This window comes from Litorivivens sp., from assembly GCF_057445395.1.
In genome coordinates, this window is the sequence record NZ_JBVBUV010000013.1 from 42152 (window position 1) to 56993 (window position 14842).

At 53.9% G+C, this 14842-nt stretch carries 16 protein-coding genes and 1 tRNA gene; 13 read left to right on the forward strand and 4 right to left on the reverse strand.

Features of this window, described 5'->3' with window-relative positions:
* Positions 1-111 precede the first annotated feature (111 nt).
* The 4 genes from pal (at position 112) to queC (ending at position 2790) form a co-directional block, all read left to right on the forward strand.
* Positions 112-618: a peptidoglycan-associated lipoprotein Pal gene (gene pal / locus AC222A_RS06185; RefSeq protein ID WP_372749780.1), complete on the forward strand. Its 507-nt coding sequence runs from the start codon at positions 112-114 to the stop codon at positions 616-618.
* 22 nt (positions 619-640) lie between these two features.
* Entirely contained in the window at positions 641-1399 is a 759-nt protein-coding gene (gene ybgF, locus AC222A_RS06190; RefSeq protein ID WP_372758607.1) for a tol-pal system protein YbgF, read from the forward strand.
* A 63-nt stretch (positions 1400-1462) separates the two neighbouring features.
* A complete protein-coding gene (gene queE / locus AC222A_RS06195; RefSeq protein ID WP_372750582.1) occupies positions 1463-2113 on the forward strand; it encodes a 7-carboxy-7-deazaguanine synthase QueE in 651 nt (216 codons plus the stop codon).
* A 2-nt stretch (positions 2114-2115) separates the two neighbouring features.
* Positions 2116-2790 (forward strand): 7-cyano-7-deazaguanine synthase QueC, encoded by a 675-nt coding sequence (gene queC, locus AC222A_RS06200; protein ID WP_372750583.1) that lies wholly within the window; start codon positions 2116-2118, stop codon positions 2788-2790.
* Position 2791: 1 nt separating this feature from the next.
* Here the strand turns inward: queC and AC222A_RS06205 are convergent, their stop codons facing one another.
* Positions 2792-5293, reverse strand: coding sequence for a TonB-dependent receptor (locus AC222A_RS06205; RefSeq protein WP_486774751.1), 2502 nt, complete (start codon positions 5291-5293; stop codon positions 2792-2794).
* A 238-nt stretch (positions 5294-5531) separates the two neighbouring features.
* Here AC222A_RS06205 and AC222A_RS06210 point away from each other — a divergent pair.
* Positions 5532-5607, forward strand: a tRNA-Lys gene (locus AC222A_RS06210).
* Between the two features lie 175 nt (positions 5608-5782).
* Here AC222A_RS06210 and AC222A_RS06215 read toward each other — a convergent pair.
* Entirely contained in the window at positions 5783-6007 is a 225-nt protein-coding gene (locus AC222A_RS06215) for a helix-turn-helix domain-containing protein (protein ID WP_372747150.1), read from the reverse strand.
* A gap of 129 nt (positions 6008-6136) precedes the next feature.
* Between AC222A_RS06215 and AC222A_RS06220 the strand changes: the two genes are divergently transcribed.
* From AC222A_RS06220 to AC222A_RS06245, 6 genes are read left to right on the forward strand one after another with little or no spacing between them, the layout of a single operon-like run.
* Positions 6137-6370 (forward strand): hypothetical protein, encoded by a 234-nt coding sequence (locus AC222A_RS06220; RefSeq protein WP_372747149.1) that lies wholly within the window; start codon positions 6137-6139, stop codon positions 6368-6370.
* Entirely contained in the window at positions 6363-7604 is a 1242-nt protein-coding gene (locus AC222A_RS06225) for an Arm DNA-binding domain-containing protein (RefSeq protein WP_372747148.1), read from the forward strand. The genes AC222A_RS06220 and AC222A_RS06225 overlap by 8 nt, the downstream gene beginning before the upstream one ends.
* A complete protein-coding gene (locus AC222A_RS06230) occupies positions 7601-8140 on the forward strand; it encodes a hypothetical protein (protein ID WP_372747147.1) in 540 nt (179 codons plus the stop codon). Before AC222A_RS06225 ends, AC222A_RS06230 begins: the two co-directional genes overlap by 4 nt.
* 2 nt (positions 8141-8142) lie before the next feature.
* Positions 8143-9066 (forward strand): hypothetical protein, encoded by a 924-nt coding sequence (locus tag AC222A_RS06235; RefSeq protein WP_372747146.1) that lies wholly within the window; start codon positions 8143-8145, stop codon positions 9064-9066.
* On the forward strand, positions 9044-9349 hold the full coding sequence (locus AC222A_RS06240; RefSeq protein ID WP_372747145.1) for a hypothetical protein: 306 nt from the start codon (positions 9044-9046) through the stop codon (positions 9347-9349). Before AC222A_RS06235 ends, AC222A_RS06240 begins: the two co-directional genes overlap by 23 nt.
* A gap of 19 nt (positions 9350-9368) precedes the next feature.
* Positions 9369-9635: a hypothetical protein gene (locus AC222A_RS06245; RefSeq protein WP_372747144.1), complete on the forward strand. Its 267-nt coding sequence runs from the start codon at positions 9369-9371 to the stop codon at positions 9633-9635.
* Between the two features lie 499 nt (positions 9636-10134).
* Here AC222A_RS06245 and AC222A_RS06250 read toward each other — a convergent pair whose 3' ends face one another.
* Together AC222A_RS06250 and cypR are read right to left on the reverse strand one after the other, a co-directional pair.
* Entirely contained in the window at positions 10135-11073 is a 939-nt protein-coding gene (locus tag AC222A_RS06250; RefSeq protein WP_372747143.1) for a cytochrome-c peroxidase, read from the reverse strand.
* Positions 11074-11409: 336 nt separating this feature from the next.
* Complete coding sequence (cypR, locus tag AC222A_RS06255) at positions 11410-12480, reverse strand: transcriptional regulator CypR (RefSeq protein WP_372747142.1); 1071 nt, start codon at positions 12478-12480, stop codon at positions 11410-11412.
* A 134-nt stretch (positions 12481-12614) separates the two neighbouring features.
* On the opposite strand from cypR, the gene AC222A_RS06260 reads away from it, so the two are divergent.
* Both AC222A_RS06260 and AC222A_RS06265 read left to right on the forward strand, forming a co-directional pair.
* Positions 12615-12926 (forward strand): 2Fe-2S iron-sulfur cluster-binding protein, encoded by a 312-nt coding sequence (locus tag AC222A_RS06260; protein ID WP_372747151.1) that lies wholly within the window; start codon positions 12615-12617, stop codon positions 12924-12926.
* 14 nt (positions 12927-12940) lie between these two features.
* Positions 12941-14356 carry a cytochrome P450 gene (locus tag AC222A_RS06265; RefSeq protein ID WP_372747141.1) on the forward strand — a complete coding sequence of 472 codons (1416 nt, stop codon included), beginning with the start codon at positions 12941-12943 and terminating at the stop codon, positions 14354-14356.
* Positions 14357-14842: the final 486 nt, after the last annotated feature.

Sequence of the window (14842 nt, forward strand, 5' to 3'; positions counted from 1 at the left end):
GGCTACTTCACGAGTTTTCGTTGACAGTAGTCGAAAACCGACACATCCTGTCAACCCTGAAGGGTGTGTCATTGTCTAGGCAATACATTCGTTGAGAAACAGAGGAAGTCCATGGAAATCAAAAAATTGAAGGTGTTGGGTGTGGTGTTCGCGGCTGTATTGCTGGCGGCTTGTTCTAGCACCGATGTTGAAGAAGGCGGGGAAGTTGATAGCGGACAGTCGCTGTCCGGTTTTGACGGTTCTGTCGCTAAGCCTGCAAAGTCTCAGGCAGAGATTGATCGCGAAGAAGCGATGAAAAAACTGAAAACAGTTTTTTACTTCGAATTTGACTCTTCAACTCTGACTTACGACGCACGCCAGGCACTGGATGCGCAAATTGCATTCCTGAAAGATTCAGTTGGCACGATCCGTCTGGAAGGCCATGCTGACGAGCGCGGTACTCGCGAGTACAACATCGCACTGGGCGAGCGTCGTGCGCAGGCGGTTGCAGACTACATGGTGCTGAACGGCATCTCTCGCTACCGCATCGAAACCGTTAGCTACGGTGAAGAGCGTCCGCTGGCGTTTGGTCAAGGCGAATCTGCCTGGTCACAAAACCGCCGTGTAGAACTGAAGTAATAAGAGGCTAATTTCAGGCGACATGAAAAACCTGAAAGTCCTATTGCCGGCAGCCCTCGTGCTGCCGGCACAATTGTTGTTGGCTCAGGCACCTATTTATGATGCCAGCCAACCGCGACAGCAAGCGACGACGCCACGTCAGTCTCAGTCCGCCAGCCCCATTCCGCAAGAAAAAAGCCTCCAACTTGAGATCTACCAGCAACTTAAAATGCTGCAGAATGAGATGATGGAGCTGCGGGGTATTGTGGAAGAGCAGGGCCATGAGCTTAGAACCCTGAAGCAACAGAGCCTGGATCGCTACATTGAGCTAGACCGACGCATCGCCGGCGGTGGTGGTCAGTCCAAGCGCGCTGAATCTGACCCGGATAGCGGCAACTCGGTTGGCTCGGTTCCCTCGGAAGAGATCGACGCCTATCGACAGGCCTACGAGCTGGTTAAGGCAAAGCAGTTTGATCAGGCCATCGTTGGTTTCGACACTTTCCTGAAGAAGTTTCCCGACGGTACCTATGCGCCTAATGCTCTGTACTGGAAGGGTGAGCTGCAACTGGTCAGTTCGCCTCGGGATCTAAAATCGGCGGAAAGTGCCTTTTCCACCTTGCTCAAGAAGTACCCGGACCACAGTAAAGTGCCCGATGCCATGTACAAGCTGGGTAAGGTGTATTTCCTCTCCGGCGAAAAGGCCCAATCTCGCAAGATATTGAACGAGCTGCTTGCCAAGCACGGTGACAGCAACCGTTCAGCGGTCAAATTTGCCCGGCAATTCCTGCAGGACAATTTCTGACAATCGGGTATCATTGCTCCCCCCGGAACCCCAATCCCGGCAATTGCCGGGATTTTTGTATATATGACTGACACCAGCCTGCGTATTACTGAAATTTTCTATTCCCTGCAGGGCGAAGCGCTGACGGTAGGGTTGCCCACCGTGTTTGTCCGCCTGACGGGCTGCCCCCTGCGTTGCCATTATTGCGATACGGAGTACGCCTTCCACGGCGGTGAGCGCATGACACAGGCCAGTATTCTGGCGCAGGTGGCTTCCTATAAGCCTCGCTACGTGTGCGTCACGGGTGGTGAACCGCTGGCGCAGCCGGCGTGTTTGCCCTTGCTCAGCGTGCTATGTGACGCCGGTTATAGCGTATCGTTGGAAACCAGCGGTGCCTTGCCGGTCGCCGATGTCGACTCGCGGGTATCACGGGTGGTGGACCTGAAAACACCGGATTCCGGCGAGAGTGCCAGAAACCTCTGGGAAAATATCGATAACCTGGGACCACAAGACCAGGTGAAGTTCGTGATCTGCTCGCGACGAGACTATGACTGGGCGCGCCTGCAGCTGGATCAATACAACCTCGCAGCCCGAGTGGGGCAGGTACTGATTTCTCCCAGCTTTGGACAGCAGAATGCGACCGAACTGGCGGATTGGATAGTGCAAGACAATCTGCCAGTGCGATTCCAACTTCAGCTGCACAAACTTCTCTGGAGCGACGAGCCGGGACACTGACGATGAGTAAAAAAGCCGTAATTCTTGTTTCCGGTGGGCTAGATTCCGCTACGGTGCTGGCGATGGCGCAAGCAGAAGGCTTTGAATGCTATGCCCTGGCTTTTGATTACGGGCAGAGGCACCGAGCCGAGCTGTTGGCGGCGCGTCGCGTTTCGCAGGCTCAGGGAGCGGCAGAGCATAAGGTCATCCCGTTGGATTTAACCGCCATTGGCGGCTCGGCCCTTACAGATAACAGTATCGCGGTGCCGGATCACAGCGACGATGGCGGCATCCCTGTCACCTATGTGCCAGCACGCAACACCGTGTTTCTTTCCATTGCTCTGGGCTGGGCTGAAGTGCTCGGCGCGGATGATATTTTTATCGGCGTAAACGCCGTGGACTACTCGGGTTATCCGGATTGTCGGCCTGACTATATTCAGGCCTATGAGGATATGGCCAACCTAGCGACCAAGGCCGGCGTTGAAGGTCACCGCCTGCGCATTCGAACGCCCCTGATCGACCTTAGCAAGGCTGACATCATTCGTCGCGGGCAGGCGTTGGGAGTCGACTACGCACTGACCGTATCGTGCTACCAGGCCGATAGTGAGGGGCGCGCTTGCGGACGCTGTGACAGCTGCTTTTTGCGGCAGCAAGGTTTTCAATCTGCCGGTGTTGCTGATCCTACCCGGTATCAGTAGTTCAAAACCGATATTGAAATTCCAGCCCGTATTGCCGTGGTGGCGCGATGGCGTGCAGAACCGCGCCATAGGAACGGCTGATACCGAAGCCCCCCCCGTAGTAAAACTCATCCGTGGCATTGTTTATGTACGCGGTAAGGCGGATCTTCTCATCGGGAGCCAGGTACTGGATGCGCACGCCGAGGGTCCCCTGTCCGTCGATGGTTGTGCTGTCAAATAGGGGGCCGTCACCATCTTGCCCGGTATAAATACTGTCTCGCCAATAGTAAAACAGGCGCGGTGTGATACTGCCAAAGGGGCCAGTGAAGGTATAGTGCGCCGACAATGAGGCTGTGGTTTCGGGAACCAGTGGAAATGGTTCGTCACTCCTGTCCTCATCGCCCTCGGTGGTGCCCACGGTGTAGTCAAGGTAGTCGGCATCGGTATAACCGGCGGTTAAATGAAACATCCAGCGATCTAGCGCGAGTGTCAGCTCGAGTTCAGCTCCTTTAATCAGGGCCTTCCCGGCATTCGTCAGATAGTTGATCGGGGTAAGTCCCGCGGTTTCGGCGACCGTTACCTGAATGTCGGTATAGTCCATGCGATAGAGTGCTGCGTTAATACGAACGCGTGAGTCCGCAGCGTCCACTTTCATTCCAAGCTCGGCGTTGTTGACCAGCTCCGCCTCGAATGGCTGTATAGCCGTGCCACGCAGGTCGAGACCGCCAGCCTTGAAGCCTCTGCTGGTCGTGATATAGAGCATGCCTGAATCGAGCGCTAATGAGTCGAGCAGGTTGTCGGTGGCAAAGAAGGTTGCCGTGAACGAGGGAGTAAGCTGGCTGAACCGTTTGCTGCTTTTGGCTTCGATCGGGGTTGGCAGCAGTATCTGAGTCGGCGGCTTAGGCCCCAGTAGATGGAAATCATCAACGGGAATAGGGCTGTATACGCCGCCATCCAGATGCGCCGTGCTGGCTAGGCTACCGCGCGCGCGTAGTCGCTCATTCAGTAACCCGGCGTAGCCTGCATAGTCGGTCTGGTAGACCTTTGTTGTTCTTCTTTTCTCTTCAGATGTATAGCGTAAGCCCGCGGTTAGCTGCAGCCACGGACGCAGGTTCCAATTGAATTGAGAAAATATAGCTATGCTGATGTTGGTCAGGTCGCTCACCAGGTTTTGCGGTAGAGCAAGGGGCACAATGCCGCTATTGATTGGCAGCCCGGATGAGAAGCCCCCCAGCAGGCCGGCGAGGTCTGCTGCGTCAAGGCCGAACATTCCCTCCGGACCGATACCACGCGCACGCGGACTGTTGTTGAGGCTTTCGTAGGCCCCGAACAGTCCGAGCGTGTATTCAAACTGATCATCGAGACTGTTGCCGCTGAACTTGAATTCCTGGCTGTATTGATGGCGATCCTCATCCGGGACATCGATTGAACTGGCTCGCATCCGGTCGAACAGCAGGGGGCCGGATTGGCTGATAATATTCATATCTACGCCATCCTGGTCCTCGTAGCGCTCTATGCTGTATTGGTGGCTCCAGGCGGTGATGCTTTCCAGATCCAGTTCGCCTAGCCGGCCTTGTATTGTAAAAGCAAGCATGGTGGATTCCATCTGAATCCTGGCTTCTTCGGGATTGTTCAAAACCTTGTAGTCTTGCGCTAGCAGCTCACTGGTGCGGCAGCGTTCTGCGATGGACACAAACTGGTTTTGCCCCGGTAGTACAGCGCTACCCATCAGTACATTATTGTCGCTCTGGAAGCGACAGGTCAGTCCAGCGGAGTTTTCGTCCTGCTTCGTCCAGAAGGCAAACAGATCGCTGGAAAAATTATCATTGATATCAAATAGCACACGCAGTGTTGCGGCAAGGCGGTTCTCATCCCCGTATCTGTCGCTGGTGCTTACGTTGTCCAGATAGCCATCGTAATGCTTGCGCAATATGCTCATGCGAAGCGCAGCCCTGTTGTCGAACAGCGGTGTGTTTACGCTGAGCTTTACGTCTTGCCGGCCATTCTGGCCGATCTTTCCGGAGAGTTCCGCCGCCGTTTCGAGTGGGTCTGGGCGTATCGTGCTGATAAGCATGGCACCGCCTGTGCTGTTCTTGCCAAACAGCGTGCCTTGAGGTCCTCGCAGCACCTGAATACTCGCAACATCTACTGCGTCGAGCAGTGCGCTGTCGGTTCTGGGAATGAAAATCCCATTGAGGTATTGGCCGACACCGGGATCAAGGTCAGCCCGATCTGCTCGCTGACCCACGCCCCGAATATAAACCGTAGGCACCTTGCCGCCACTCGTCGTGATCTGCAGGCTTGGAACAACCTGCTTCACCTCGGTGATCGTTGATATTCCCGCCTCCTGCAGGGCTGTTTCGCTCAGAGCTGACACCGCAACCGGAGTATCTTGGAGGTTTTCCACCTGCCGACGAGCCGTAACTATCACCTCTTCAAGTTGAGCGTAAGTGTGGTCTGTGACGAGGGCGCAGATCGCCAAGGTTAGCCAAAGGCATTGGTAGGGCTTGAGTCTGGTATACATGGTCGCAGCCTGCTGTTTTTATTGTGCTGACAACACGCAACCTTAGCGTGTTAAACCTTTCGGGAAAGGTACCGAGAATGGCCTATTAGGGGCATTACTATCACGTTAGGCTACGCTAACCTATTGGGGTATCGGTGATATGGGCGGCACGGGGCTGATTTCTATGCCGGCGAGCAATTTTCTTTGAATTTTTGCTTGTGTTTTTTCCTGAAATCCGTACCATATGCGCCTTCTTTAAGGGTCGTTAGCTCAGTTGGTAGAGCAGTTGGCTTTTAACCAATTGGTCGCTGGTTCGAATCCAGCACGACCCACCATCTTTAAAGCAGTAAAAATAAAGAGTTGCAGAAATGCAGCTCTTTTTTTTCGTCTGCCGAATTCACCTGTGACCATATTGTGACCAATCTGTGCCCAGATTGTGACCACCAGCCAAAATTCAAACCTCAGAGTTGAACAAATAACAATCAATTTTGACCGGTTGGTTTTGACTGGTCACTCTTCCGGAATGTATACCAACAGGTCATTTAAATCGCACTTAAAGTAACCTAATAGGCGATCAATGAGGTCAAGGCCCGGTTTGTAGCTGTGGTCGTTGGCAATTTTTGAGAGTGTCACTCGGTGGATTCCTGTCGCTTCGGCGACCTCCCCCAGAGTGATCGAACGCTTCTCCTGAAACTCCTTTTCAGCAAGTACTTCTTTAAACTTTATTCTAATCATATCGCTATATTTGTAGTCACTAGGCTTCAAAAGAAGTTGCATTTTGATTTTTGATGTGTATTCTTGACTTTAAGTGTAGCGAAATGGCTACACATGAAACCAAAGAACTTCATATGAAGGGGAATATACATGAGTTATACATACCTGACTACAGAGGCGCTTGCAGAGCGAATTCACTACGAGCCATCAACGATTCGGTCCAGTCTCAAAGACTCTGTTTTGCTTGAAGGCATTCACTATATTCGGCCTTTTGGCGGGCGGAAGATTCTATATCTCTGGGAAAATATCGAGCGAGATATGGTGGGGGAAGTTGACGATCGCGTTGCCATCCCTATGGCTTCGGGAGATGCTTGCCATGTCTAGAGTGAACGTACGAAAAGAAACCGAGTGCCTGTATTTTGATTTCCGGTATATGGGAGTTCGCTGCCGCGAGCAAACCACACTCAAGGATACTCCTCGCAATCGTCGCAATATGGAAAAGGTGCTGGAGAAAATCGAACGGGCGATCGTCGATGGCACCTTCGATTACGCAACCTTCTTCCCCGGTAGTCGTCGATCAGAGCAATTCACCAAAAAGCAGCGACAGCAGGCTTCTCAAAGAGCTGAAGTGGAACTGCCGGCACCCGCAGTCGAAATCGACACGCCCCCTTTCGCTGACTTTGCCGAAACCTGGTTTTCGGAAAACAAGATCGCTTGGCGAGTAAACACCCAAAAGATGCATCGCTGCCACATGCGCAAACATCTATTGCCGCGCTTCGGTCACCGGCGCGTTCACGAGATTACGCGTGCCGAGCTGATGTCCTTTCGGTCGACTTTAGCGGAGATCGAGAGCGGCGACCGGATTCGCGAGCGCTCCCCGAAGACCATCAATGAAATCATGGGGACATTGGTTGCCATCCTGAAGGAAGCCTCCCTTCGCTTCAATTTCTCAAACCCCGGAGAGGGACTCAAACGTCTGAGCGTGCGTAAGAAAGACATTCAACCGCTAAACCTGGACGAAGTTGAGCGATTTCTTAAGGCTGTCCGCGCCGACTACCAACCCTATTTTACGGTTCGCTTCTTCACTGGAATGCGCAGCGGCGAAGTACACGGCCTTAAATGGCGTTGTGTGGATTTTGACCGGCGCGAAATTCTAGTCCGAGAAACGTACTCACTGGGCCGGGTCGAGTACACGAAAAACGACGGATCTCAGCGTGAGATCAAAATGTCGGAACCGGTCTACCAAGCACTGCAAAAGCAATACAAGGCGACAGCTCATCTGGGTGAATATGTGTTTTGTACCCGAACAGGTAAGCCCCTCGATATATCGATTGTAGGCAAGCGTGTCTGGCGACCAACTCTTCTCCGGCTGGAACTACCCTACCGCCGGCTCTACCAAACCCGACATACCGCCGCCACCTTATGGCTTGCTTCCGGAGAGGCACCCGAGTGGATAGCGCGTCAGATGGGCCATTCGAGCACCCAGATGCTCTTCAATGTGTATTCACGTTATGTGCCCAACCTGACCCGGCAAGACGGTTCAGCGATCGAGCGAGTATTGGCAAGCCGTCTGACACTAAACGGAGTCGACACCGCACGTGAAAAGGGGGCCGAATGAAATCACTAGAACATCAAATCGTGGATTATATCGCCCACCGACTACTGGCCGGTCGCCACGACATTCATGGGCGTGAACTGGTGGCTCTGGTGGGGACTGGCCGGGAAGCTGATAACTTGGCGGCTACTTGTGCCTGGATAGTGGCTCGAACCGAGGAGGACACCTCGCTGGCACCAAATGCCGTGGGTTGGTTGCGTGAGCTCTTCGACGATTACCTGGAAGACCAATGGGCCCTACTCCATCAGTGCAGGGCACCGCAGATGGAGAACGTCGATTGTTTGCCGCGAATCCCCCTGACCGATATTGAGTGCCAGAGACTGGCGGAAACTATTGCGTATCTGGTGGCGGGGCCACTCTACCGCGACAAATTGGAGGCAGCGGCGGGACTGGTACTTGGTAAGCCAGCTTGCGGTGAGAGCGCCCTCTACCATTGGGTGCGTGCTCAAGATGACCGCTACGCCTTCTACCCATCTGAACTCACACTATCGCTGGCGCAGCGTCTGCAGCGAGCGCTGCTTGCGCTGGAGGAGGTGTGACGATGATCAAGGAGAATGGGACAGGCGAGGTCTGGCCGCCGTTGCAGCCTGACGGACTGATTCGCGAGCAACTGCGGATCGTGTTTATGGGTGCTGGCAGGACCCAAAGCGGGCTGGCTGCCACAGTATTGGCGCTGGCCAATAGCCACTACCAGCTGGAAACACAGTTGCGCCCTGATCAGTGCGGGAACCCGCAGTATCCACTTACTTACGGTGATGTGGTGGCTGTGAAGGCCTTGCCAGAACAAGAGGCGCAGCGGCGCGAGCCCGGCACACCCAGGCTGGCGATTCAGCGGATCCGATTGCTGGACCCAGACGAAATCTGCTTTGAGGCCTTGCTCCCGCAAACGTGGGTGGTGCCCACTCAAGTCCCCGCACTAACCCTGCTGCTGCAGTCCCTTAACGCCGTCAGTCACCGGGCGATCCGACGCTTCCTGGTCGACGTGTTGCTCAATACCAATACCGCGCTCGGGCTGTTAACGGTACCGGCCTCCTGTCGACACCATCATGCCTTCCCTGGCGGATTGCTTGAGCACACGGTGGACATGCTGATTGACTTCCAGCAGCACCAGCCGCCGACTCTTGAGCCGATACTGCAGGATCTGATGCGGGCGCTGATTGTTGTCCACGACATTGGCAAAACCGTCACCCATGCCTCTGGCGCCTACACCGGACGCGGGGAGTGGCAGCCCCATGAGCCAGCAGGGCTTGAGCTACTGGCCTCTCCGCTGGCCGCCCTGGACCGCAATGCGCCCAAGCTTGCCCACTTCATTCGGGCGATGTTCAAGCCAGCGCGGTATCACCCCAAGAAACGCCACTACCTCCACGACTGGCTATCCCGGCTGGACCGACGCAGCGCTAGCCGCAAACCCATTCACGTCGACACACTGAAGGAGCCTTACCATGCGCTATCTGACAAGCGATGAATTCGAGACACTTAAAGCCGCGCAGCAACTAATTCCCTACATGGAAGACGTTAAGGATAAAGAGGACCCGCAGGTATGCTGGTCAGTTTACGGCAACCCGCAAACCAATGAGATTCTGGTCAGGCTGACGAGTGAAAAAGCCACACTCATTGGTGCCAAGCCCACCGAGGTGTTGTTTCCCGCAATGGCGGATAGGGTTTTCGGGATTGATATGGCCGATGAGCAATTAGCCGAGGCTATGTCACTGGATATGTATGCCAAATACAAACAGGAAACCGCGTAGGTACCAGAGGAGGTCTATTGTGACGACAAAACGTATCTCACTACCGTTGTCGCGGGCCAGGCGGGAATTCCGTAAGTTAGTAGGGTGTATCGATCGTGGAGAGGTCGATGTGTATGAGATCACCCGGCACGGTATTCCGCGGTGTGAAATCATCAAGCACCGAACAGGCGAGGGTGTTTGGGATTCATTCTTTAAGGAAGGCCCCGGAGTATCGCCGGATTTCAGTCGGTCGCAGGAGGATGACGATTGGCTGAAAGATCCACCGGTGGGAAGAGAAGAAATATAGTGTAGGTGAGCCGGATCAACAGGGATGCATTTCTGCCGGTCACCATCGCATATCGAGATGCCTGGATTTACGTTGAGGGGACCAAGCCCAATCCGGGGGCAGTCAATGGGAAAATTTGTTGCAGACTAGTATCCCACTAATCGGAATCCAAAGCGCAGACAGCGTGACGCCAAGCGTTGGGACGAATACCTTGGCGAGCTCTCCAGAAAGCGCGTGGTAACCGATGAAGGATATGCTCCAGATAGCAAGCACGCCGGAGAGCGCCAGAAACAGCATAGGTCGCAGGAAATCGCGAGATGTCATTTCCATCGATAACCCCCTTGGTTGATGTGGCGGATAATGATCTATATCTGCATTGTAGCGCAGATTACAGAAGAGCAACTTTCAAATTAAGGATTTCTGGTTTCCCGTAATTTTTCGGCTGCCAAAGAGGGCTCCCTCTCCCTTTGGGAGAGGGACAGGGTGAGGGTTTGTAAGAAAGCCCCCGCTCGCGAAGATTTCAGGGATAAAGCATCACCTGAGATAGATCAGGCTCGACAGGCATCGCTGTCTCATCATTCAAGGTTTTCAAAAAAGCCACCAGGTCCCGCTGATCCTGCTCATTCAAAGCGGGATTTACTATATGCCAGTGTATCTTCAGATCAACACCCACTGGCGCTGCGTTGCCACGCCCCTTGGCGTAGAAGCCCACCACCGCCTTGAGGTCCGCAAATACTCCGGAATGCATATAAGGCGCTGACTGCGCGACATTGCGCAAGGACGGAATCTTGAAGGCGCCCAACAGGGTTGGCTCATCAAACACCGGGCCTGCGCCACGGTCGAAGGGCAAGCCCTCCGGTTCCGGTGTACCGGTCACCGCAAGCTGCTGGTTGGTGAACAGCGGTGGCGTATGGCACTGGGAGCAGCGGGTGTCAAACGAGCGAAATAATTTAAGGCCGCGAATTTCCTGTTCATTCAGCGCATTTTGACTGCTGTGTACATAACGGTCGTAGCGGCTGTTCAGCGATACCAGACTGGACTGAAAAGCGGCCAGCGCCTGGGCGATATGCTCCGTCGTGATCGGTCTGCCCCCCACGCTTGAAAAGGCTTGCGCAAACAGTGGCCGGTAGGCGGCAATGGCATTGATGCGCCCTTCCAGTTGCTCAGGCGTGGTGTTCATTTCCTCTTCGGAAAACAGCGGCAATCGCGCCTGCGCCTGCAACGACTCGCTGCGTCCATCCCACATCAGCAAGTGCTGAAAGCCGATATTCCAGAGGCTGGGCGCGCCGCGCTTCAGTTCGCGCTGGCCGGCGCCGATGCTGCGTGGCAAACCGTCGCTGAAGCCCTTGTCAGGTTGATGACAACTGGCGCAGCTCTGGGTGCCATCGCCGGACAGGCGTGGGTCGAAAAACAGGTAGCGGCCCAGATCAATCTGCTCGGGTCGGTAGCGCGCTTCCATGGGTGGTAGGTCGGCGCGCAGGCCACCCTGCCCCTCGAAACTTTCGTAGAGCTGGTAAAGGCTGACCAGATCGCAATAACCATCGTCGGCCTTGACGAAGGACGGCGGGCACTGCGTGTTCAGGGAGGTGGCGCTGCCCGCGCTACAACAAAACCACAGCTTCTTCCGGGGCCTCCGCGAACCTGGGGGCTGGAAGCGAGCTATCGTTTCTGATGAGATTATTCGGACTCTACACTAAAAATCGGCCCTGCCGATATCGCAATTTAGCGCGGCTCCTTCCTTACCTTTCCAGAGTGCAAAAGACCCCATGCCAACTCGCTTGGTAGGCTAACCAAGTCATTCCAAAGGGGCGCGCGGCAAAGCGTCCGGGGAGCCGACTCGTTGCCTGTACTGTTCGGGCGAATGGCCGAACCAGCGTTTGAAGGCGCGCCGGAAATTGGCGCTGTCGTGATAATTCATCAGCGCGGCAATGGCCTCGATCGACAGTTTGCCGTCACACACGTAGCTTGCCGCCTGCTGGGACATAATATCGTCGCGAATTTTTCGAAAGCTGCAGTGTTCCTGTTTCAGCTTGCGAGCTAAGGTGCGTTTGCTCATGAATAGGGAGGCTGCGGCCTCTCCCTCACTGAGGGTCCCAGGTGGCCGGGACAGCATCATCTTCTTGAGTCGAAGCTGGTAGCTTGACTCCTCATTCTGAAGTTGTGCAAGCATATTTTCACACTGCTGCAGCGCCAGACTGTAGTTTTCATGGTTAGCAGAGGCGTTGGGTTCATGGCACAGCGCTATTGGTAATCGGAGCGTTAACTGATCGCAGTCAAAATGGATCTGACCGGGCATATACTCGGAATAGATCGCATGGTATTCGGGTGCCGGGTGAGTAAAGCAGATTTCAGCCTCATGTAACGGACGCCCGACAATGAATTCACCAAATGCAAGCAACGCCATAAGCAGCGTTTCCGACAAACACCGCTCGAGAGTGGCGTCCAGCATAACCTGGACCACCAGCCTGCATTCCAAGTGATCTTCGATCTGCTTCAAATGCAACTGGATCACGCCGAGCTGTGTCGGCAAGAAGGTGTGTATCGCGCGGAGCGCACTGAAAAAGTCCGGGCTGCTTGAAGCGGCAAAACCCATGGCACCGTGGGTAGCCGGCGTCAGACGTTTTCCCAGGCGCAAACCGAATTCGGGCTGACCGCCCAGCGCCAGCGCGTTGTGCAGAATCCTTACCTGCTGGGCCACCGTGAGCAGGCTGTCCTCGTTCATGAACTGCTGGACCTCAATACCGGTACCACGCAGCAACGTCGGTAATTGGCCGGCCGTCAGGTCCAATTCTCGGGCAATAAGGCGTGAATAGTTCGATGGAATTTCGGCTTTCAGGAGTTGCCAAGCGTCTGCAGGTTGCGTCATCAGAGCCACTACTAAAAATATTGAATATTGTCATTAAATGACCCCCCTCCTGTCAAGAAATGACCTCCCCGAAATGGTCTTGCGAAGTCACTATGAAATTGTGAGTTACTCGCAGGAGAGAGACATAGGGCAAAATTATTTTTATTGAGCATGGCAACACCAAGCATGTCACGGAATTCGAGGCAGGAACAACGCTGATGCAAGTCGCCGTCGATAACGCCATTCCCGGCATCGACGGGGACTGCGGCGGGGAGTGCGATTGCGGCACCTGCCACGTAATTGTGGCAGCCGAATGGTTCGAAAATGCCGGCGCTGCGGGTGATGCAGAAGAACAGATGCTGTCTATGACACCCGAGCGGACGAAAACCTCTCGCCTGGGGTGCCAGGTAGAAACAACAGAGGCGATGGACGGCATGACCGTGCATTTGCCTGTATTCCAGATGTAAACATGGAGGACACTATGTCTACGAAAACAAGCTCAACCGATGCTCTTCAGACTAAAATAATCAACGCTTCGTCCAAAATCGTGCCGATGCATCTGCAACTCAAAACGCTGAAGACGTTAATGAAGGCAAAGAAAAAGACCGTAGGTTCTCGACACCCCCAGGTTAACTTCGTCGAAACGCCTGTCCCAGACGTCGACACTTTGGCACTCGAAGACATCGACACCAGCAACCCATTTTTATACCGACAAGACAAGTGGCGCGCCTATTTCAAGCGATTGCGTGATGAGGCACCGGTGCACTACCAAAAGAATAGTCCATTCGGGCCTTTCTGGTCGATTACGCGATATGACGACATATTATTCGTGGACAAGAGTCATGAACTGTTTTCTTCTGAGCCCCAAATTATCTTGGGTGAGCCACCGGAAGGGCTGTCGGTAGAAATGTTCATTGCTATGGACCCGCCCAAGCACGACGTACAACGTCGGGCAGTTCAGGGTGTGGTAGCTCCGCAAAATCTCAAGGAAATGGAAGGCTTAATACGCTCTCGCGCAGCTGAAGTGCTCGACAACTTACCCCTAGATAGACCCTTTAACTGGGTGCCCGCTGTGTCAAAAGAACTTACAGGGCGTATGTTGGCTACGCTGCTGGATTTCCCTTATGAAGACCGTCACAAACTAGTTGAATGGTCGGATCGCTTGTCCGGTTCAGCATCTGCGACTGGCGGAGAATTTACTGACGAAGACTCAATGTTTAATGATGCGGCAGACATGGCCAAGGCGTTTTCCACACTATGGCGTGACAAGGAAGCCCGCCGCAAAGCGGGCGAAGAGCCTGGCTTCGATTTGATCAGCATGTTGCAGAGCAACGAAGACACAAAGGACCTCATCAACCGGCCAATGGAGTTTATCGGAAATCTGGCACTGCTTATCGTTGGTGGCAACGACACTACACGCAACTCCATGAGCGGCGGCGTACTGGCCTTGAATCAGTTCCCCGAGGAATTCAAAAAGCTGAAGGCAAACCCGGATCTAATTCCTAATATGGTTTCGGAAATCATTCGCTGGCAAACCCCACTGGCAAATATGCGTAGGGTTGCTACGCAGGACGTAGAGCTGCGAGGTCAAACAATCAAGAAAGGAGACAAGGTATTAATGTGGTATGCCTCGGGCAATCGGGACGAGCGCAAGTTCGATAATCCTGATCACCTCATCATTGATCGCAAGAACGCACGAAATCATATTTCCTTTGGCTACGGCATACACCGCTGCATGGGTAACCGACTCGCCGAACTCCAACTACGAATTTTGTGGGAAGAGCTGCTGGAACGGTTTGAAAGTATTGAGGTTGTTGGAGAACCGGAGCTTGTGCAGTCCAACTTCGTGCGGGGCTACTCTAAGCTGATGGTGAAACTGACGGCAAAACGCAAATAGAAGATCTAACGAAGGAGCGTGCGGACATAACAATTATATAGTCACAGCCTGGTTTGATTGGAGTTGGATATGCGGCCGCCAAGAAACTGCGCGACAGCGGCCTCTATTCGGCGGTGGTGAACCAAACAGGACCGGACAACCGCCGCGAAATGCTCTGCAAGAGCAGCTGCGGCCTGTCCCGCAGCGGATGTTTAGTCACCGTTTTAAGCGTCAGTCCAATTTCGAGCGGCTACGCCCTGCAAACTGTTTTGCGTTGCCCCGAAATTTACTCTATATAAAATATCTAGCTCTAGATTGTGCGTTTTGTAGCAACGAAACCAGTTATAAAATTCATATAAAGCATTGTGTCGGAATAAATAACAACTTAGAGCATCGGATTTCTTCCACAGCATAGGCCGCAGTACCACGACGACGAACTCCTTCTCCAGCGAAGCTTCCTTGTTTCAAGCAACAACCTGAAAGTGAGGTCTGCCCGACAATACGTAC